Source organism: Massilia eburnea (assembly GCF_050709955.1).
GTDB classification, from domain to species: Bacteria; Pseudomonadota; Gammaproteobacteria; order Burkholderiales; family Burkholderiaceae_D; genus Rugamonas; species Rugamonas eburnea_A.
The window spans coordinates 145,670-165,356 of the sequence record NZ_JBNZFX010000036.1; the positions used below are offsets into that span (position 1 = coordinate 145,670).

General features: G+C 63.7%; 19 protein-coding genes. 11 read left to right on the forward strand and 8 right to left on the reverse strand.

Annotated features, from left to right (window positions below):
• Nucleotides 1-12 precede the first annotated feature (12 nt).
• Nucleotides 13-915 (reverse strand): metallophosphoesterase family protein, encoded by a 903-nt coding sequence (locus tag ACQ4MM_RS22940; RefSeq protein ID WP_431479530.1) that lies wholly within the window; start codon nt 913-915, stop codon nt 13-15.
• Nucleotides 916-934: 19 nt separating this feature from the next.
• Here ACQ4MM_RS22940 and ACQ4MM_RS22945 point away from each other — a divergent pair, with 19 nt between their 5' ends.
• Nucleotides 935-2,902 (forward strand): 3'-5' exonuclease, encoded by a 1,968-nt coding sequence (locus ACQ4MM_RS22945; protein WP_431479531.1) that lies wholly within the window; start codon nt 935-937, stop codon nt 2,900-2,902.
• A gap of 5 nt (nt 2,903-2,907) precedes the next feature.
• On the opposite strand, the gene ACQ4MM_RS22950 is transcribed toward ACQ4MM_RS22945, so the two are convergent.
• Nucleotides 2,908-3,390 (reverse strand): CinA family protein, encoded by a 483-nt coding sequence (locus ACQ4MM_RS22950; RefSeq protein ID WP_431479532.1) that lies wholly within the window; start codon nt 3,388-3,390, stop codon nt 2,908-2,910.
• A 205-nt stretch (nt 3,391-3,595) separates the two neighbouring features.
• On the opposite strand from ACQ4MM_RS22950, the gene ACQ4MM_RS22955 reads away from it, so the two are divergent.
• The 3 genes from ACQ4MM_RS22955 to ACQ4MM_RS22965 are packed head-to-tail and all read left to right on the forward strand — an operon-like array spanning nt 3,596 to nt 8,774.
• Nucleotides 3,596-4,159: a YfiR family protein gene (locus ACQ4MM_RS22955; protein WP_431479533.1), complete on the forward strand. Its 564-nt coding sequence runs from the start codon at nt 3,596-3,598 to the stop codon at nt 4,157-4,159.
• Nucleotides 4,156-6,183, forward strand: a complete 2,028-nt coding sequence (locus ACQ4MM_RS22960) for an ATP-binding protein (RefSeq protein ID WP_431479534.1) — start codon at nt 4,156-4,158, stop codon at nt 6,181-6,183. The genes ACQ4MM_RS22955 and ACQ4MM_RS22960 overlap by 4 nt, the downstream gene beginning before the upstream one ends.
• Nucleotides 6,180-8,774 carry an EAL domain-containing protein gene (locus ACQ4MM_RS22965; RefSeq protein ID WP_431479535.1) on the forward strand — a complete coding sequence of 865 codons (2,595 nt, stop codon included), beginning with the start codon at nt 6,180-6,182 and terminating at the stop codon, nt 8,772-8,774. Before ACQ4MM_RS22960 ends, ACQ4MM_RS22965 begins: the two co-directional genes overlap by 4 nt.
• 7 nt (nt 8,775-8,781) lie before the next feature.
• On the opposite strand, the gene ACQ4MM_RS22970 is transcribed toward ACQ4MM_RS22965, so the two are convergent.
• Nucleotides 8,782-9,345 carry a YceI family protein gene (locus ACQ4MM_RS22970; RefSeq protein WP_431479536.1) on the reverse strand — a complete coding sequence of 188 codons (564 nt, stop codon included), beginning with the start codon at nt 9,343-9,345 and terminating at the stop codon, nt 8,782-8,784.
• A 17-nt stretch (nt 9,346-9,362) separates the two neighbouring features.
• A complete protein-coding gene (locus ACQ4MM_RS22975; protein ID WP_431479537.1) occupies nt 9,363-9,797 on the reverse strand; it encodes a DUF1566 domain-containing protein in 435 nt (144 codons plus the stop codon).
• Nucleotides 9,798-9,978: 181 nt separating this feature from the next.
• Here ACQ4MM_RS22975 and ACQ4MM_RS22980 point away from each other — a divergent pair, with 181 nt between their 5' ends.
• Nucleotides 9,979-10,896, forward strand: coding sequence for a winged helix-turn-helix domain-containing protein (locus ACQ4MM_RS22980; protein WP_431479538.1), 918 nt, complete (start codon nt 9,979-9,981; stop codon nt 10,894-10,896).
• A 77-nt stretch (nt 10,897-10,973) separates the two neighbouring features.
• On the opposite strand, the gene ACQ4MM_RS22985 is transcribed toward ACQ4MM_RS22980, so the two are convergent.
• Nucleotides 10,974-11,360, reverse strand: a complete 387-nt coding sequence (locus ACQ4MM_RS22985) for a DUF3224 domain-containing protein (protein WP_431479539.1) — start codon at nt 11,358-11,360, stop codon at nt 10,974-10,976.
• A gap of 144 nt (nt 11,361-11,504) precedes the next feature.
• Between ACQ4MM_RS22985 and ACQ4MM_RS22990 the strand changes: the two genes are divergently transcribed.
• Nucleotides 11,505-12,293 carry a DUF6597 domain-containing transcriptional factor gene (locus ACQ4MM_RS22990; protein WP_431479540.1) on the forward strand — a complete coding sequence of 263 codons (789 nt, stop codon included), beginning with the start codon at nt 11,505-11,507 and terminating at the stop codon, nt 12,291-12,293.
• Here the strand turns inward: ACQ4MM_RS22990 and ACQ4MM_RS22995 are convergent.
• Genes ACQ4MM_RS22995 through ACQ4MM_RS23005 form a run of 3 tightly spaced genes read right to left on the reverse strand, consistent with a single transcriptional unit; the run spans nt 12,226 to nt 14,004 of the window.
• Nucleotides 12,226-12,831: an RDD family protein gene (locus tag ACQ4MM_RS22995; protein WP_431479541.1), complete on the reverse strand. Its 606-nt coding sequence runs from the start codon at nt 12,829-12,831 to the stop codon at nt 12,226-12,228. The two genes, ACQ4MM_RS22990 and ACQ4MM_RS22995, sit on opposite strands and share 68 nt — an antisense overlap.
• A 3-nt stretch (nt 12,832-12,834) precedes the next feature.
• Nucleotides 12,835-13,800, reverse strand: a complete 966-nt coding sequence (gene thiL, locus ACQ4MM_RS23000) for a thiamine-phosphate kinase (protein WP_431479542.1) — start codon at nt 13,798-13,800, stop codon at nt 12,835-12,837.
• 9 nt (nt 13,801-13,809) lie between these two features.
• Nucleotides 13,810-14,004 (reverse strand): hypothetical protein, encoded by a 195-nt coding sequence (locus ACQ4MM_RS23005; RefSeq protein ID WP_431479543.1) that lies wholly within the window; start codon nt 14,002-14,004, stop codon nt 13,810-13,812.
• A gap of 325 nt (nt 14,005-14,329) precedes the next feature.
• Between ACQ4MM_RS23005 and ACQ4MM_RS23010 the strand changes: the two genes are divergently transcribed.
• The 5 genes from ACQ4MM_RS23010 to ACQ4MM_RS23030 all read left to right on the forward strand — a co-directional run bounded on the left by ACQ4MM_RS23010 (nt 14,330) and on the right by ACQ4MM_RS23030 (nt 19,606).
• The gene (locus tag ACQ4MM_RS23010) at nt 14,330-16,645 is read left to right on the forward strand and encodes an NADP-dependent malic enzyme (protein WP_431479544.1); all 2,316 of its coding nucleotides are present in this window, start codon (nt 14,330-14,332) and stop codon (nt 16,643-16,645) included.
• Nucleotides 16,646-16,656: 11 nt separating this feature from the next.
• A complete protein-coding gene (locus tag ACQ4MM_RS23015) occupies nt 16,657-17,145 on the forward strand; it encodes a DUF2214 family protein (RefSeq protein ID WP_431479545.1) in 489 nt (162 codons plus the stop codon).
• A 114-nt stretch (nt 17,146-17,259) separates the two neighbouring features.
• Complete coding sequence (locus ACQ4MM_RS23020) at nt 17,260-17,760, forward strand: NAD(P)-binding protein (RefSeq protein ID WP_431479546.1); 501 nt, start codon at nt 17,260-17,262, stop codon at nt 17,758-17,760.
• A 282-nt stretch (nt 17,761-18,042) separates the two neighbouring features.
• Nucleotides 18,043-18,687, forward strand: a complete 645-nt coding sequence (locus ACQ4MM_RS23025) for a hypothetical protein (RefSeq protein ID WP_431479547.1) — start codon at nt 18,043-18,045, stop codon at nt 18,685-18,687.
• Between the two features lie 403 nt (nt 18,688-19,090).
• A complete protein-coding gene (locus tag ACQ4MM_RS23030; RefSeq protein WP_431479548.1) occupies nt 19,091-19,606 on the forward strand; it encodes a hypothetical protein in 516 nt (171 codons plus the stop codon).
• Nucleotides 19,607-19,687: the final 81 nt, after the last annotated feature.

Sequence of the window (19,687 nt, forward strand, 5' to 3'; positions counted from 1 at the left end):
ATGCTCCTGTTATCAGTGGCAGTTGGCCGTGCCGCTGTCACGGGCCTCCTGCTGCGGGCGCTCCGGTGCCGGCTTTGGTTGGACCGGCAGGAACTCCCATTCGTAGCTGTTTTCCTTCAAAACCAGTTTCAGCACCCCGGTGCGCCAGTTGGAGCGCGCTTCGCTCTGCTCATTCAGCCAGAGGAAGGGCGTCAGCATGGCGCCGCCGGTGCCGACCACGAACTGGCGTACGCCACGCGCGGCATCGGGCTGCGCGTCGGCATCCATCGGCGCCAGGCGCTCGTAGTCGTGGTCATGCCCCGACAGGACCAGCTCGACGCCGGCCGCGTGCAGCGCGCGCCAGATGTCCTGCATCTTGCTGGTCGGGGTGTGTCCGCCAGAACTATACATGGGCGCGTGCCAGTAGGCGAGGGTGCAGCGCGCCTTGCTTGTGGCCAGGTCGTCTTTCAGCCACAGGAGCTGGCGCTGGTGATCGGCGGTTTTGAGGTCGCTGTTTAAGGAAAGGAAGTGCCAGCCGCCCTTGTCGAAACTGTAATAACCGCGGCCGGCAGGGCCGGCCAGTTCGCCGAAGTACTCGAAATAGCCGGTGGCTTTGCCGCTGGTGTATTCGTGGTTGCCGGGCGTGGGGCGGGTGCGGGATTTGAATTGGCCCCAGGTGGGGGCGTAGCAGTCGCTGAATTCGGCGGGGGCGCCATTCGGGTAAGTGTGGTCGCCCAGAGTGAGGATCAGGGCCTGCGGGTCGCCTTGGGCGATGAGGGCGGCGGTTCCGGCGGCGCCGGAGTCGGCGGCGCGGTTATAGCGGCAGTCGGCGATGTCGCCAGCGGCGTATACCGTCAGGGGCCGCGCTGCATGTCCGGCGGCCGGGGCCGAGAAGGCGGCTGCGGCGGCCAGCCAAGGTAGAATGCGTGTTTTCATTGGCACCATTTGAACAGGCATGCGAGTTTCACCATCCAGCGAGCAGGAAGCGATCCTGAAGTCCCGTGCCCAGACCTTGATGATCGAGGCGCGCGCCGGGACAGGCAAGACTACCACGCTGTCCATGCTGGCGGCACAGGAACCGGGCGTGGTGCTGGGCTTGTGTTTCTCGGAAGGCGCGCGCCAGCGCTTCTACGAGAAGCTGGCGCTGGAGTGCCCTGAACGCAAAGTGCAGGTGTTGACGGTGGAAGCGCTGGCCCGCTCACAGCTCACGCGCATCGCGGAACATGGCAATTGGCTGGACCTGCCGGAGCGCTGGTCGAGCCTGGAGCAGATGCGTCCCATGCTGGTGGCGGCCGCCAACACGATCTGGCAGCGCCACGAAGGCCGCTATACGGAATTCGATTTCGACTTCGAACGCAGTACCCAGCGGGTGGAAGTGATGCTGCAGTTGCTGGCGCAGATGAAGGCCACCCTGGCGACGCTGCGCTTCGAGGATGAAGTCTTCGACGACTTCACCTTCGACGAGTTGTGCAACGAATTCCAGCTGGAAGACCGCGAGATCGTGGAAATCTTCCATGAGTTCGAGCGCCGCCGCCAGCCGCAGGCCGGCCATATCCTGTGGCAGGCGCCGGTCGATTACGCGACCGACCTGGTGTCCATCCTGCGCCGCTTCCCGGAAGCGGTGCATGATATGCCGCAAGCCAGCCTGCTGCTGGTCGACGAATGGCATGACGTGAATGCCGCCGAATTCGAGCTGCTGCAGCTGTTCCGCCGCAACGCGCGGCTGGTGGTGGTGGGCGATCGCCACCAGGTCATCAATGCCGAGCGCGGCGCCGATCCGCGCTTCTCTGGCGGCGGCTTCGAGCTGGCCTTCCCCAATGCGGAGCGCCTGCCACTGTCGCAGTCGCGCCGTTGCGGCGTATCGCTGAAAAAACTGCTGGAGCGGGCCTTGCCGAAATGCGGCTTCGAATCGCATCCGGACACCTATTCCGAAGTGCGCCACGTTGAATACGAGCACACCGACCGGCAAGCTTGCGCCCACGCCGTCGTCGCCAAGGCGAAAGAGCTGGCGCTGGGCCCGGACCTGGCGATTATCCTGCGCGAAGTCGACCAGAGCGTTGAAATCGAGAACGCACTGCTCGATGCCGGCCTGCCTTATAACTGCGACGGTTTCGCGTCCTACCTCAAGCGCCCGGAAATCATGGCCCTGCGCGCGCTGCTGCACGTGGCCAGCGGCGACTACAGCACGCTGAAGGCGGACAAGGAAAGCTGCGAACTGATGGTGGACGGCCTGCAAACCTATTTCGCCGTTTCCGGCGACCGTCGCGATTACGAGTCCAGCCACGCCATGTACGGCTCCGGCGACGCCTACCAGCAGCAGAAAGACGCCGTGGTGCGCGACCCGGAAACGCTGGAGTTCATGTTCAGCGGCCTGCTGTGCGCCGAGCAGCATTACGACAGCGGCGCCACCCGCCGTTGGAAACAGCGCCTGGCCGAGGTGCTGGCGCAGATGAAGGCGCAGTCCGCAACGGCCAGCGCTGCGCAATTGCTTGAACTTGCCAGCACGGGCCTCGACTTGCCCGCCGCCACCCGCCGCACCTTTGTCAAGCGCGCCCACGCCGACTCCGTGCTGCGCACCTTGGGTGCCTTCATGGATTTCGCACAGCGCCAAGGCGACGCGAAGGCGCCGGCCTTCCTGGAAGAACTGCGCCGCCGCCAGGTGGCAACGCGCGGCAAGCCCACGGCGCGCGGTGGCGCGGGCAAGGCGCTGGCGCTGGCCACCGTGCAGTCGGCAAAGGGACGGGAATGGCAGCAGGTGCTGCTGCCGTATATGGAGGAAGGCCAGTTCCCGCGCGCCACCCGCAATGGCGATGAATACGCGGAGGAACGGCGCTACCTGTATGTGGCGATCAGCCGAGCTATCGCCGGGCTGACCCTGTTCGAGCCGGCCGCTGCGGAGCGCCGCAGCCGCCTGCTCGCTTAGCTAACTCAATTGATAAAGCGCAGCAGGCCTTTCAGCGAATGCTCGATGGTCTGTGTGCGCACCGCCTGGCGGTCGCCGGAGAATACCAGGCGTTCGGTGTGCACGGTATCGGCGTTGGCCCAGCCAAAACACACGGTGCCAACCGGCTTGCCCGGTACCGCACCGGTAGGGCCGGCGATGCCGGTCACCGATACCGCCACGTGGGCATTGCTGGAGCCGAGTGCGCCCTGCGCCATAACGGCTGCCACTTCTTCGCTGACGGAACCGAATTGCGCCATCATGGCGGCCGGCACTTCCAGCATCTCGGTCTTGGAAGCATTCGAATAACACACGAAGCCGCAATCGAACCAGCCGGTGGAACCGGCAATGTCGGTAATCGCCGTCGAGATGCCGCCACCGGTACAGGATTCCGCGGTTGCCAACAGCAAGCCTTTGTCTTGCAGGGCCTTACCCACTTGGGCGGCCAGTTCGTTGATGTCTGTACTCACTTGTGGCTCCTTTAGCAAACAAAAGCGTTTGAGTCCATTCTAGCGCGCTGCTGTGCAGATTGACCACGCTGCACCGCAATAATGTGGCGTCACGACTAACTTGCAAGCCTGGGAAGGCTTTTGTGGTGCGACAAACCAATATTTGCGCCACTGCTCGGTACTCAGCGATAGAATGCCCCCAATCCCCTGTTCGCGAGGCACGGCGGTGAGGACTCTCCAAGGAAGACGTCCCGTTTTCTGGGTGGCGCTGCTGTTGGCTGCGCTGTGGCCCCTGCTCGCCCATGCCCAATCGGGCTCCAGCCTGGAGCGCCAGGTCAAGGCAGCCTACCTCTACAAATTTGCTGGCTTCGTCGAATGGCCCGACGGCAGCTTTGCCCGTCCGGATGCGCCGATCGTGATCGGCGTGGCCGGCGCCGACCCGCTGGCCGAGCAGCTGGAACAGACCGTGGCCGGCCACACCGCCAACGGCCGTCCGCTGCAGGTCAGGCGCGTCAAGCGCGGCGACAGCCTGGCCGGCATCCACATCCTGTTCATCCCGGCGCATGACAAGCTGCTGGCGCAGGAACTGCTGGCCGCCAGCCGCGGCCAGCCGGTATTGACCGTCACCGATGGCGACGAAACCTTCGGCATGGGCAGCATGATCAACTTCGTCATCGCCGACGAAAGGCTGCGCTTTGAAGTCTCCCTGAAGCATGCGGCCGTGGCGCGCCTGAAAATCAGCGCGCGCATGCTGTCGGCCGCTCTTCGCGTGCAGCAGGTGGCGGGATGATTGCGCGCCGCCGCTCCCTGCCGCAAAAGCTGCTCGGCGTGGTGATGCTGGTTACGCTGGTGGCCTTGCTGGTCTCGCTCGGCACCATCATCGCGTATGACTTGCGCGCCTACCACCAGTCGCTGAGTTCCGACATGACCACCCAGGCCGAGTTGCTGGGGCATATGAGTGCGCCCGCGCTGACCTTTGACGACCCGCGCCTGGCCAAGGAAAACCTGGCCTTGCTGCGCCTGCGCCCGAGAGTCAATGCAGGCGCCATCTACAATGCGCGCGGCCAACTGTTCGCCACCTACGTGGCGCCGGGAAAGGATATCAGCGTTCCTGCCGCGCCGCAGGCCGAGGGCGTGGCGTTCGAAGACGGCAAGATGATGCTGTTCCGGCGCATCCGCGATAACGGCGAGTTGCTGGGCACCGTCTACCTGCAGTCGGACTATGAACTTCTGGGGCGCTTCGGCGACTACGTGATGATCGCGATCATCGCCACCTTCCTGGCGATGGGCATTGCCTACCTGTTGATGCGGCCCTTGAACAAGGTGGTCACGCAGCCGGTGCTGGCGATTGCGGACGTGGCGCGCGAAGTGATGGCGACCGGCGACTACTCGCGCCGCGCGCCGGGCACCAGCAATGACGAAGTGGCCGAACTGGCCGACTCCTTCAACAAGATGCTGAGCGAGATCGAAAGCCGCACGCGCGAGCTGGAAACCTCCAACAGCGAAATCGCGCGCGAGGCGGAGCAGCGCAGCAAGGCGCAGCAGGAAGTCATGCGCCTGAACGAGGAACTGGAGCAGCGCGTGCATGAACGCACGCTGCAGCTCGAGCAGGCCAACAGCGAACTGGCCATGGCGATGCAGGAGGCGAAGAGCGCCAACCAGGCCAAGTCGGCGTTCCTCTCCTCCATGAGCCATGAGCTGCGCACGCCGCTGAATGCCATCCTCGGCTTCGCGCAAATCCTGACTTCTGAAAAGCTGCCCTCCACGCTGGTGCAGAAGCGCGAATTCGCCAACCATATCCTGAAGTCCGGCCGCCACCTGCTTACCCTGATCAACGAAATCCTCGACCTGGCCAAGATCGAATCGGGCGCCGTGGCGCTGTCGCTGGAACCGGTCGCACTCAACGAGATCCTGCTCGAATGCGAGGGCATGGTGGCGCCGCTGGCGAGCGTGCGCGGCATCCGCCTGCTGTTCCCGGACGGTTGCGCAGCCAACGTCACGGCCGACCGCACCCGCCTCAAGCAGATCCTGCTTAACCTGCTGTCCAACGCCATCAAGTACAACCGCGATGGCGGCGCCGTGGTGGTCGATTGCAGCCCGAGCGGGCCAAACCTGGTGCGGGTCTCGGTGCAGGATACCGGCATGGGCCTCAGGCCGGAGCAGGTCAAGCAGCTGTTCCAGCCTTTCAACCGCCTGGGACAGGAAAGCGGGGCGGAAGAGGGTACCGGGATTGGCCTGGTGGTCACCAAGCGCCTGGTGGAGCTGATGGGCGGCACCATCGGCGTGACCAGCAGCCAGGGCGTGGGCAGCATGTTCTGGATCGAACTGGAATCGACCGAACCGACGCCTTCGCGCGTGGACTTCAGTGCCGAACGCCCGGCGCAGCCGCACCGGCACGCGGCAGGCGAGCCGGCTACCGTCCTGTACGTGGAAGACAATCCGGCCAACCTCAAACTGGTGGAGGAAATCATCAGCTTCCGGCCCGACCTGAAACTGATTTCCGCGCCGGACGGCCACCTCGGCATCGAACTTGCACGTGCCCACCAGCCGGACATCATCCTGATGGACATCAACCTGCCTGGCCTGAATGGTATCGACGCCGTCAAGCTGTTGGCCACCGACCCGCGCACCGCACAGATTCCCGTCATCGCCCTGACCGCCAATGCTATGCCGCGCGACGTTGAAAAAGGCCTGGCGGCCGGTTTCTTCCGCTACCTGATCAAGCCGATCAACATCGACGAGTTCACCGAAGCGATTAACAGCACCATGGCCTTCCTGGCTCGCAGGGAGGAAGAAGGGAGTACGTCCAAGTGATCAGCCGCGACGATATCCTGAATGCCAAAGTCCTGATAGTGGATGACCAGCCGGTCAACGTGCAACTGCTGGAATACCTGCTGCAGACCAGCGCTTACGTGAACGTCAGTTCCACCACCGACCCGCGCGTGGTGGCGCCCTGGCATGAAGAGCACCGCTATGACCTGATCATTCTCGACCTGCACATGCCCGGCATGAGCGGCTTCGAGGTGATGGAGGCGCTCAAGCCGCTGGAGCCGGAATACCTGCCGGTGCTGGTGGTGACGGCGCAGCCGGACCAGAAGCTGCCTGCGCTCGACGCCGGTGCGCGCGACTTCATCAGCAAGCCATTCGACCCGGTCGAAGTCCTTACGCGCATCAACAATATGCTGGAAGTACGCCTGCTGCACCAGCAGGCGCGCGACTACAACGAGGTGCTGGAGCAGACCGTGCGCGCCCGTACTGCCGACCTGCAGCGCTTCCGCAGCGCGATGGACGCCACGGCCGACGCCATCTTCCTGATCGACACCAGCACGCTGGCGCTGGTGGACGTCAATGAGGGCGCCTGCCGCATGCTGGGCCATCCGCGTCCGCAACTGCTGTCGCTGGAACCGGGCCGGCTCGGATTGGGCAGCCGCGAAACCCTGTCGGCACAGGCGGAACGCGCCGGCCAGGCGCTGAATGCCCCGCACCGCGCGCCGGAGCTGACGGAAATAGAACTGCTGCGCAGCGATGGCGCGGCCGTGCCGGTGGAAGTCTACTGGCTGCTGCAAAGCGAGGGCGAGTCGGCGCACCGCACCCTGATTTGCGTGGCGCGCGATGTCACCGAGCGCCGCCTGGCCGAAGAGCGCCTGCGCCACATGGCGCACTACGACCGCCTGACCGGCCTGCCGAACCGCACCCTGTTCTTCCAGACCCTGGGTGAATCGATCGAGCTGGCGCAGGACAAGGAGTGGCGCATCGTGGTGCTGTTTATCGGGCTGGACCGCTTCCGCAAGGTCAACGACTCGATGGGCGCGGCCATGGGCGACCAGTTGCTGCATGAATTTTCCAACCGCCTGGTGCAATGCGTACGCCTGCGCGACACGGTGGGCCGCCTGGGGGGCGACGAGTTTGCGCTGATCCTGACCATGACGCGCGACCAGCAGGACGCCGTGCTGGTGGCGAACGAAGTACGCGAAGCCCTGCGTTCGCCGTTCGACCTGGACGATCACCAGGCCACGCTGACCGCCTCCATCGGCATCGCAATGTATCCGGACGACGCCAACGATCCCGAGACGCTGGTCAAATATGCCAACACCGCGATGGAGCGTGCCAAGGACGCCGGCGGCGACGGCTACCGCTTCTTCACGGCCGGCATGAACGTGCAGGTGCTGGCGCGCCTCGACCTGGAAATGGCGCTGCGCCGCGCCTTGGACAACAACGAACTGGAACTGCATTACCAGCCCAAGGTCAACCTGACCACGGGCCGTATCAGCGGGGCGGAAGCGCTGCTGCGCTGGAACCGCCCGGGCTATGGGCTGGTCTATCCGGCCGAATTTGTCAGCGTGCTGGAAGATACCGGCCTGATCGTGCGTGTCGGCAGCTGGATCCTGGATGCCGCCTGCCGCCAGATCGCGACCTGGCTGCGCACGCCGGTAGGCGGCGTGCATGTGGCGGTCAACGTGGCCAGCCGCCAGTTCGTGGAAGGCGACCTGGAGAGCGACGTCCGGCAAGCGCTGGAGCGGCACCAGGTCCCCGCGGAATTGCTGGAACTGGAATTGACGGAAACCGCCTTGATGTCGAACGCCGAGCGCACCATCCAGGTGCTGACGGCGCTCAAGGAGCTGGGCATCAAGGTGGCGATCGACGATTTCGGCACCGGCTATTCTTCGCTGGCCTACCTGCAGCGCTTCCCGATCGACAAGCTGAAGATCGACATCGCCTTCGTGCGCGACATCACCACCAATCCCAACGACGCGGCGATTGCGCTGGCCATCATCAGCATGGCGCACAGCCTCAAGCTGCGCGTGATTGCGGAAGGCGTCGAGACGCGGCCGCAGCTCGAGTACCTGCGCCGCAACCGCTGCGACGAGATTCAGGGTTACTTCTTCAGCCGCCCCTTGCCGGCAGCGGAAATGGGCGCCCTGGCCGAATCAGGCAAGAGCCTGCCGCCCGACCCGAACATGGCGGCCGAACCGCCGCAAACGCTGCTGCTGGTGGATGACGATGTCAACGTGCTGTCCTCGCTGCACCGCCTGTTCCGCCGCGACGGCTACCGCATCCTCACTGCGGTGACGCCGGACGAAGGCTTCGACCTGCTGGCGCTGTATCCGGTGCAGGTGATCGTGTGCGACCAGCGCATGCCGATCCTGAGCGGCACCGAATTCCTGGCCAAGGTCAAGGAGATGTACCCGGACACCATCCGCATCATCCTGTCCGGCTACACCGGGCTGGAAGCGGTGCTGGACTCGATCAACCGCGGTGCGATCTACCGCTTCTACACCAAGCCGTGGGACGACACCCAGCTGCGCGACAACATCCGCCTGGCCTTCCACCACTATTGGCTGATGCATGGCAGCGGCCGCCGCGCCGGCGAACCGGGCGAAGACCACACCGCCCTGACGGGATGATGGCTGCTTAGCTGTCCGCGAAGGCTTCCAGCGTAATGCGCACGCCGATTTCGTCGCTCACGGCGGGGACATAGCGGTCTAGTCCAAAGTCCGAGCGTCGCAGCGTGGCTTCGGCATCGAAACCGGCCCGGCCCAGCTTGTCGCCCTCGGCCTGTATCTTGTTGAGTTTTGCGCTCAATACTACCGGGCGCGTCACGCCGCGCATGGACAGCTCGCCGGTAATCCGGAGCCGGTCGTGTGCCAGCAATTCCACGCCGGTGCTTTTGAATGTGATCGACGGGTGTGCGGCAGCGTCGAAGAATTCCGGCGCTTTCAGTCGTTTGTCCAGGGATGGAACGCCGGTGCGCACGCCTTCCACTGCCAGGCTGACCGATACGTTCGATTTGTCCAGCGCCTTTGTATCCAGGCGCAGTTCCCCTTCGATTTGCTCGAAGCGCGCGAGCGGATTGGAAAAGCCGAAATGGTTCCAACTGAAGACGACCGCGCTGTGCAAGGCATCTATTTTCAGCACTTCCGACGCCTTGGCGGAAAAGTTGGCAAGCATGAACAGGGCGAAAAGAACTGATTTCATTGGTCTCTCCTGGAGGGTTATGCACTACGAACGCACAGGGCGCGGCTGCCGTAAGACGCTTTGCGGAAGGCCATGGTCGGACGACCGCCGGCTAGGGTGACGCCCCATGCCAGCCTTTCGGACTCGCTGTCCTCGCTCTTGGCAACCGGCACGTCGCTCCAGAACCAGGCGCCGTTCAGCTGAAATAGCGGCGTCGCCTGGCAGACTGCATCGCCGCAGGCGACGCGCTCGCCATCCCGCACAGCCGTTGCCGCGACTGCGGTCAATTCAGCGATAAGGGGTAGGCGCCAGCCGGGCCCGATCGAGGCACAATATGAGCGGGCTTCGCTCCACGCCAATTCCTGGCGGCTGTCGCCTTGCGTCCAGAGCAGGTGCGCAGGGGCCTGCAATAGGACTCCCGGGCTATGCTCGCGCCACGGACCTGGCGTCTGGTCGGCGGCGCGTGCCGCCATACATACACATATTGATAAGCTGATTGCGATACGAGACATGTCTGGCTCCAGTGCTTGGTTTTGGAGTGCGTACGATGACGCTCAGGGCGCCAAAAGTCCTGAAAGAGACCTGAAAGTTGCCTGAAGTTCGCCTGAATACGCTGGTAGAATCGCGAATTCTCATGAAAAATCAAAGGCTTGGATGGAGCACGAAAGCGTGGAAAAAATACGTGTCGGTGCCTGGACTGTCGATCCGGAGCTGGGCCAGATGACGCAAGGTGATAAGACGGTTCGGCTGGAACCGCGCACCTTGCGCCTGCTGTTATGCCTGGCTGGCCGGGCCGGGAAGGTGGTCAGCGCTGACGATCTGCTGGCCGAAGTCTGGCCCGGGGTGATCGTCACGCCGGACTCGGTCTACCAAGCCATTGCATCCCTGCGCCGCTTGTTGGGCGACGATCCCAAGACGTCGCCCTATATTGTTACCGTCCCGCGCAAGGGGTATCGGCTGGTTGCGGCTGTTGATGCCTGCGCCGTGTCTCCAGCGCCCCCAGCAGTCCCGATGTCGCCGGTCGCCGCCCAGGCTGCACCCGCGGCCAGGCGTGGGCGCGGTCGGCTGGCCCTGCTGGCCTGCAGTTTCTTGTTGATGACGGGGGCGCTGCTTTGGCGCGCCATGGGTGCGCCCGTCGAACATACGGTTGCCGTGCTGCCTTTCCTCGATTTTACTGAAGACATGAGCCACGAGATTTTTGCAGATGGGATTGCCGAAGAATTGATTGGGCGGCTGAGCAAAGTACCGGGCTTCAAAGTGCCAGCGCTGTCGGTTTCGTTCCAGTTCAAGGGCAGCGGCACCCCGGTTGGCGAGGTTGCCAAGCGGCTGGCCGTCGATTATGTGGTTGACGGCAGTGTAAGAAAGTCCGGTAGCACGCTGCGGGTTTCCGCCCGGCTGATGCGGGCCGACAGTGGCTTTATCGTCTGGTCCGATACCTATGACAGCCCGGCGCAGGATTTGCTCGTCGTGCAGGACACCATCGGCCGCAAGCTGAGCGAGGCATTGAGGCGCGCCATGGCACAGGGGATCGCTGCATCGGATGAAAAAAAGCCGCCCGTGAAGGGCGGCTAAAAACATTCATGGGAGAGTGGTATGAATGTGGAGACAGGCAGGATAGTAGTCTCCGGTTATGACCACTTCATGACAGTTCAGCGGGGCGGCAGGTTGTAGGTGAAGGTGTAACGGTGCTGGCCGCCGGTGATGTCGATGGTCATTGTGCCTTGCAGGCCGGTGAGCTCGCCGGTGGCGGAGTCGGGAATCACGCTGACCTTCAGCGTTGGCGTGCCTTTGTCCATCAGTCCAAAGTGCTGCAGGAAGAACGTGCCTTTGCGACCCTCCAGCGTGGCGCTAACCTGCTCCATCGCGACGTAACCGGCGGAGCCTTTGACGGCGGTGCCTGCGGCCAGCATCTCGCCGCGGCTGGTGCCATCCAGCGCACCCTGGAAAGTCTTGGTGATGGATTGCCGGCCCCAGGTCTGGCCTTCGGCTGCTGGTTGGGGTGTGAGTTTGACCTCGAAGCTGCCTTCGATTTGCATGGGTTTGTCTCCTGCGTTGGCCGCAGCAGCGGCGAATGCGAATAGTAATGGGATTAGTGTTTTCATGCCGGCCAGTATGTTAGTCTCCTGCGCCTGATGATTGGAAAAACGCGACAAATCGAAACTGAACCGCGCGGCGTCCTGGTGCCGCATTTTGCGACGGGTACATTTCGCCACGAACGGCTGGCGCCGTGCGCGCAATTGGCTGGTTTGGTCGAGCATTACTGGTTCGTTGGCTGGGACATGCAGGGCCACCCGCCGCAGCAGCAGGAAACGCTGCCGCACCCGAATGTGCACCTGGTGATCGAGCACGATAGCGACGGCGTGTACGGCGTGCATACGGCGCGCTATAGCAAGCTGCTGGCAGGGCAGGGCTTTGCGTTCGGGATCAAGTTCAGGCCGGGCGGATTCCGCCCTTTCCTGGGCCGTGCCGTCGCCGACATTGCCGACCAGCGCATCGTGTTGGCGCTGTTGTTTGGCGCGGATGGCGACGCGCTGGCGCGACAGGTGCGCGCCTGTGCCGCAGCGGCCGCGCCGGACGCCATGGCCGCGGCAGCGCAAGCCTTCCTGCTGGCTCGCCTGCCGCCGCGCGACGCAGACGCAGAGCACGCGGCCGCGCTGGTGGCAGCGATTGCCGGCGATCCAGCGCTGCTGACGGTGGACGCCCTGGCCGAGCAGGCCGGCGTCAACAAGCGTGCCTTGCAGCGCCTGTTCCAGCAATACGTCGGCGTCGGGCCGAAATGGGTGATCAAGCGCTACCGCATGCACGAAGCCGTGGCCCAGTTGCAGGCCGGCGCCGCACCGCAACTTGCGCAACTCGCGCTGGACCTGGGCTATTACGACCAGGCCCACTTCATCAAGGAATTTACTGCCCTGGTGGGCCAGCCGCCAGGCGAGTACCTGCGTCAATTGCCGCTGCCCGCAGCACGATAGTGCGCGCCAGGCGGTCACCCAGCCGCATGCGGCGTTCGCCCAGCATGAACAGGGCGTCGATGACCAGGATGAGATGGGAAAGGTTGCGCAGTGCCGAGCCGACCAGCGTCACCGGGCGCTCGCCCGGAATGTGGACCACGCGCAACCTGAGCAGGCGCTTGCCAAGACTCAGTCCAGGGACGGCATCCCGCAGCAGCAGGTAGGTCCAGCTCAGGATTTCGAAAAAAGCTTCCGCGCCAGTGGAGGCCTCCCCATCGCGGGTTCCGATCAGCAGGCCGCCCACCAGCAGCCAGGCCGCGAAGTCGATGCCGAAGGCCAGCATGCGCTCGCCCAGGCTGGCCATGCGTTCGTGCTGCGCGAATGCTTCGGCATCATGGGCTGCCTGCTCGGCCAGCACCTGCTCAATTGTGGCGGGCGCTATGCCTCGTGCGGCCAGCAGCTGCAACACGATAGCTTTGGCGTCGTCGCGCAGGTCAAGGCGCAGGTGCTCCAGCAATGCCTCGGTGTCGAGGCGCTCGCAACGTTCACGGAAGGTCATGGATCAGGTGGTGAAGTGGTCGAAGCTGGACAGATCGAGTGCCAGTGGTGCTCCCGTGGCGTCGGTCCAGCGCAAGCCGGCGGCGTCCTCGATGCGGCCGATGCGGGTGACTGCCGTGCCGCATTCGGCCCCCGCGGCGAGGATCGCTTCGCGTGCCGACGCTGGCGCGGTGAAGCAGATCTCGTAGTCGTCGCCGCCAGCTGCAGTGAAAGCGCGGCGCAGGGCTTGCGGCTGGGTGGCCAGCACCGGACCGGCCGGCAGCGCGTCGGCATTCAAGGTGGCACCCACGCGGGATTTGTCGAGGATGTGGCCAAGGTCGCCCACCAGGCCGTCGGAAATGTCGATGGCGGCATGCGCCAGGCAGCGCTTTGCCAGCATTTCGCCCAGCGCCACACGCGGCGTCGGCGTATGCATGCGCGTACCGGCGGCTGCCTGCGCGTCGGCCGGCAGTGTCAGTTCACCGAGGTAGCCGGCCAGGGCCAGGCGCGCATCGCCCAGGGTGCCGGACACCCACACATCGTCGCCAGGACGGGCGGCGCTGCGGCGCAGGGCGCGCCCTGGCGCCACTTCGCCAAACACGGTGATGCAGATGTTCAGCGGGCCCTTGGTGGTGTCGCCCCCGATCAGCTCACAGCCATGCGCATCGGCCAGCGCGAACAGGCCGCGCGAAAAACCCTCCAGCCAGGAGCGCTCGGCGGCCGGCAAGGCCAGCGCCAGCGTGAAAGCCACCGGGCGGGCGCCCATGGCGGCCAGGTCGGACAGGTTGACCGCCAAGCTTTTATGGCCGAGACGCTGCGGATCTTCGCCGGCAAAGAAATGCCGCCCCTCGACCAGCATGTCGGAGGAAATGGCAGTCTGCATTCCCGGCGATGGGACCAGCAGGGCGCAATCGTCGCCGATGCCAAGTGCTGCGCGGCCCGGCAAGGGACGCACGAAGTATTTTTTTATCAGGTCGAATTCGGAAAGCATCCCGCCATTCTAGCGGGGCACCCCGGCTTCGTCCTTAGTTGGCTTATCGCGCAAGTAAATCCAGGTGCCGCCGGAAGCGAGGGCGGCCGTTGCCAATAAGGCAACATAACCGGAATCTTGCGGGGTGAAGAACAGGGCGACGGCGGTCGCAGGGAACAGGACGCCGGACAGTCGGGACCAGGAATGCCAGATTGCATTGCGCATGGTGTTTTCCTTCCGTTAAGTGCCAGTAAACCCAGTCTATGCAGGAAAATGCTATATGTAAAGTTGCTTTCGCCGAAAATTCCAAGCAAATACGATTTGGCGCAACAAGATTTTAAGGTTTCGTGCCGCAAGTCAGCATTGTCGCCCGGACGACAGTTTATTAACTTGTTGTGCAGAAAAATCGCCCCACCAAGGATGATTCTTGATTGAATGGCAATTGAAACCGATGAAAATTCGGCATTGGTAAAAATACCTACGTTAGAGCAACCACTCTATCTGCTAGAATCGGAAGCTTTCGGACACAGGATAGAAGGGGCAGTACAGCATGGATTCGGGATCTGACAAGAAAGAAGAACTTCGTCAACAACTGCGCGCTGCCGCGCTTGAGTACCATGAGTGCCCCAAGCCAGGCAAGATCAGCGTTTCCCCCACCAAGCAACTGACCAACCAGCGCGACCTGGCACTGGCCTACTCTCCGGGCGTGGCGGCGCCTTGCGAAGAAATCGTCATCGACCCGGCCAATTCCTACAAGTACACCGCGCGCGGCAACCTGGTGGCCGTGATTTCGAACGGTACCGCCGTGCTGGGCCTGGGCAATATCGGACCGCTGGCCTCCAAGCCGGTGATGGAAGGCAAAGGCGTGCTGTTCAAGAAGTTCGCCGGCATCGACGTGTTCGACATCGAGATCAACGAGCAAGACCCGGACAAGCTGGTCGACATCATCGCCTCGCTGGAGCCGACCTTCGGCGGCATCAACCTGGAAGACATCAAGGCGCCAGAGTGCTTCTACATCGAGCGCCAGCTGCGCGAGAAGATGAAGATCCCGGTGTTCCACGACGACCAGCACGGCACCGCCATCATCGTCGGCGCGGCCATCCTGAACGGCCTGAAATACATCGGCAAGGACATCAAGAACGTCAAGCTGGTGGTGTCCGGCGCGGGCGCGGCGGCACTGGCCTGCCTCGACCTGATCGTCGACCTCGGCTTCCCGATCGAGAACATCCTGGTTACCGACCTGGCCGGCGTGGTGTATAAGGGCCGCGCCGAGCTGATGGACCCGGACAAGGAGCGTTTCGCGCGCGAGACCCCGCACCGCACCCTGGCCGAATGCATTTCCGGCGCCGACATCTTCCTCGGCCTGTCTGCCGGCGGCGTGCTGAAACAGGATATGGTCAAGGCGATGGCGCCTAACCCGCTGATCCTGGCGCTGGCCAACCCGAACCCGGAAATCCTGCCGGAAGACGTGAAAGCGGTGCGCGGCGACGCCATCATCTGCACCGGCCGTTCGGACTACCCGAACCAGGTCAACAACGTGCTGTGCTTCCCCTACATCTTCCGCGGCGCGCTCGATAGCGGCGCCAGCACCATCACGCGCGAAATGGAAATCGCCGTGGTGCACGCGATCGCCGACCTGGCCCACGCCGAGCAGTCGGACATCGTCGCCACCACGTACGGCATCGCCAACCTGGCCTTCGGCCCGGAATACCTGATCCCGATGCCGTTCGACCCGCGCCTGCTGACCAAGATCGCGCCGGCCGTGGCCAAGGCGGCCGAAGATTCCGGCGTGGCGACGCGCCCGATCAAGGACCTGGAGGCCTATGCCGACAGCCTGCAGCAATTCGTCTACCGTTCCGGCACCTTCATGAAGCCGGTGTTCTCGGTGGCCAAGAAGGCGCCGCCGGAAATGAAGCGCATCGTCTACGCCGAGGGCGAAGAAGAGCGCATCCTGCGCGCGGTGCAGGTGGTGGTCGACGAGAAGCTGGCGCGCCCGATCCTGGTGGGCCGCCCGGCCGTGCTGGATGCGCGCGTGCAGAAGTTCGGCCTGCGCCTGAAGCAGGGCGTCGACTACGACGTGATCAACCCAGACTTCGACGAGCGCTACCGCGAATACTGGCAGGCATACTACGAGCTGACCGCGCGCAAGGGCGTGACGCAGGAATACGCCAAGCTGGAAATGCGCCGCCGCCACTCGCTGATCGGCGCCATGATGATCAAGAAGGGCGATGCCGACGGCATGATCTGCGGCACCTTCGGCACCACCCAGCTGCACCTGCACTACATCGACCAAGTGCTGGGCAAGCGCCCCGGCGCCTGCGTGTACGCGGCGATGAACATCCTGGTGCTGCCTGAGCGCCAGCTGTGCATGGTCGACACCCACGTCAACGAGAACCCGAACGCCAACGAAGTGGCCGCCATCACCATCATGGCCGCGGAAGAAATGAAGCGCTTCGGCCTGGTGCCGCGCGCGGCCCTGCTGTCGCATTCGAACTTCGGTTCTTCCAACAGCGAATCGGCGCAGAAGATGCGCGCCGCGCTGGAACTGGTGCGCCAGCGCGCGCCGGAACTGGAAGTGGACGGCGAAATGCACGGTGATACCGCGCTCGACACCAAGTTCCGCCACAAGCTGCTGCCGACCACCACCCTGAAGCAGGACGCCAACCTGCTGGTGATGCCGAACATCGACGCCGCCAACATCGCCTACAACCTGGTCAAGACCGCAGCCGGCAACGGCATCGCGATCGGACCGATCCTGCTCGGCTGCGCCGCCCCGGTGCACATCCTGACGCCGTCCGCCACCGTGCGCCGCATCGTCAACATGACGGCGCTGTGCGTGGTGGACGCTGTGTCGGAACGCGCCTGAGGAGCACGGTGATGGTCGACTTGCTGCTCGCGATCGTGCACCACCTGCTGGCCTTCGGCATTGCGGCGGCCATCACGGCCCAGCTGGTGCTGGTGCGCCCGGGCATGCAGCCGCCGGCCGTGCAGCTGGCGGCCAAGTACGACATCGCGCTGGGCGTGATGTCGATGTCGCTGGTGGCGATCGGCTTCCTGCGCGTATTCTTCGGCGCCAAGGGTTCCGATTTCTACCTGCATAACCATGTGTTCTGGACCAAGGTGGTGCTGTTCGCCATCATCGGCCTGCTGTCGATCAAGCCGACCCGCAGCTTCCTGCGCTGGCGCAAGGCGCAAGCGGCGGACGCCGGCTTCGCTCCGGAAGAGGTGGAAATCCGTTCGGTGCGCAAGACCTTGATGACAGAGATTCATGTCTTCGCCCTGCTGCCGCTGGCTGCCGCCGCCATGGCCACGCGGCTACGGCTACGTCTGATGCGTCGCGCGCCACAATTGAACATCCAGTTGTAGCATTAATAATTTCCACAAGGTAAAATTCTGAAAGCCACTGCCTGTTTTCTGGGCAGTGGCTTTTCTTATATGAATTGACTTGAAGGAAAAGTTGTATGGGGGCAGCAACAAGCCGTGATTATCGGCGCCGGTCCCGCAGGCCTGACTGCGGCCCTGGAATTAATCCGGAACAGCAACGTTCGACCGATCGTGCTGGAGGCAAGCGGGGAAGTGGGCGGGATTTCCCGCACTGTTTGCCATAATGGCAATCGCATGGATCTGGGCGGCCACCGCTTCTTTTCCAAATCCGACTGGGTCATGAACTGGTGGCAGGACATCCTGCCGATCGACGCGGCGGCCAATGCCCTCGCTCGACCTGACCTACCAGAACAAGAAAACCTCGGTCCAGGTGGCCGGCACTGCGCACGAGAGCGACGACGACCGTCGCATGCTGGTGCGTTCGCCGCCTGTCGCGCATCTTCTTCCTGCGCCGCTTCTCTTCGACTACCCGATCAAGATGAATGCCGCCACCGCCAGCAAGCTGGGGCTGTGGCGCCTGACCAAGGTAGCGGTGACTTACGGCTGGATCATGATGTTCCCCGCGCAGGCCGGAAAAGAACCTGGAAGATTTCATGATCAACCGTTTCGGCCGCGAGTTGTACGAAACCTTCTTCAAGGATTACACCCACAAGGTGTGGGGCATCCCGTGCGACCAGATCAGCGCCGACTGGGGCGCCCAGCGCATCAAGGGACTGAACATCAGCAAGGCGCTGTGGCATGCGGTCAAGCAGGTCTTCAAGAGCAAGGGTGGGGTGTCGCAAAAGGGCACCGAGACCAGCCTGATCGAACAATTCCTCTATCCGAAATTCGGCCCTGGCCAGATGTGGCAGGAGGTGGCGCGCCTGATCACCGAGGGCGGTGGGCGAAATCCGCTACAACCAGGCCGTCACCGGCGTGGAAACCAAGGATGGCAAGGTGGTGGCCGTGAGCGGCAGCGACCGCAATACCGGGGCCCAGTTCCGCCTGGAATGCGCACACGCGGTATCGACCATGCCGGTGCGTGAGCTGATCAAGGGCATGAATGAGGTGCCGGCCGAAGTGCGCAAGGTGGCCGACGGCCTGATGTACCGTGACTTCCTGACCGTCGGCCTGCTGGTACGCAAGTCGGATGTGCTGACCACCAATGGCGAAGCCTTGCCCGACAACTGGATCTACATCCAGGAAAAGGATGTGCGCATCGGCCGCCTGCAGATCTTCAACAACTGGAGCCCGCACCTGGTCAAGGATGAGGACACCATGTGGATGGGCCTGGAGTACTTCTGCAACGAGGACGACGACCTGTGGCAGATGAATGACCAGGAACTGATCACGTTCGGCGCCGGCGAACTGGCCAAGATCGGCATGCTGACCGGCACCAAGGTGCTGGACGGTACGGTGGTGCGTGTGCCGAAGGCTTATCCGGCTTACTTTGGTACTTACGACCAGTTCGACGTAGTGCGCCGCTATACCGACACCATCGGCAACTTGTTCCTGGTCGGCCGCAACGGCATGCACCGCTTATAACAACCAGGACCATTCGATGCTCACCGCCAAACTGGCGGCGGAAGCCATCGCCTCCGGCGACGTGTCGAAAGACGCGCTGTGGGACGTTAACATCGACGACGAGTACCACGAAGAGAAGAAAGCTGCATGACGCAGGCGTTGCCGCTGCCGGCGGCGGCGCCGGCAGCGCCCCTGCCACTGGCGGCGCCCGTGCAACTGGCGCCGCGCTGGGGGGGCGCGCCAGAGTGTGATGCTGCTGGCCTTGCTGGCCGTCTGGCTGTATGCCCCGGCCGTGGGCCGGCATCTGGCATGATGCCCCGGCTGTATGCGGCGCAAGCCTTGCGCCTGCTGAATCCAGGCCAGTTCGAGCACGACCTGTACTTCATGTTCGGGTCGCAGGATGCGTTCACCCTGTTCAGCCCCCTTGTACAGCGTCTTTATCCTGGCCCTGGGCCTGGATGCGGGCTCGCACCTGTTGCACACCCTGGGCAGCGTACTGTGGCTGGCGGCCGCCTGGTATCTGCTGTCGGGCCTGCTGCGCGGCGCGATGCTGTGGGTGGGGCTGGCGTGGCTGCTGCTGCTGCTGCCGAGTGATTACGACCCGATCATGGCGATCTCGCTGGCCGAGCCCTACCTGACGCCGCGCATTTTTGCCGAGGCGCTGGGGCATATTTGCCATCGCTTGCCTGCTGCGCGGCAAATGGCGCTGGCTGGTGCCCACTGTTGCCCCCTGTCGCTGGTCATCCATCCTTTGATGACGCTGGGGACTTTGCTGTTTGCCTTGCTTTACCTGGCCAGCGACGACCCGCGCCGCATCGTGCCGCTGCTGGCGGCGGGCATGCTGGCAGCGGGGCGCCTGCGCCGCGCTGGATCTCTTGCCGTTCCAGCGCCTGGCGCAAGCCCATGGATACGGAGTGGTACGCCGGGGTGTTCCGCTTGACCGGTCTGGTGACCTGGGAACGCTGGAACTTCAATGAAGTGGCCAGCCGTGCCACTGTCGCCTTCAGCCTGGTGCTGACGG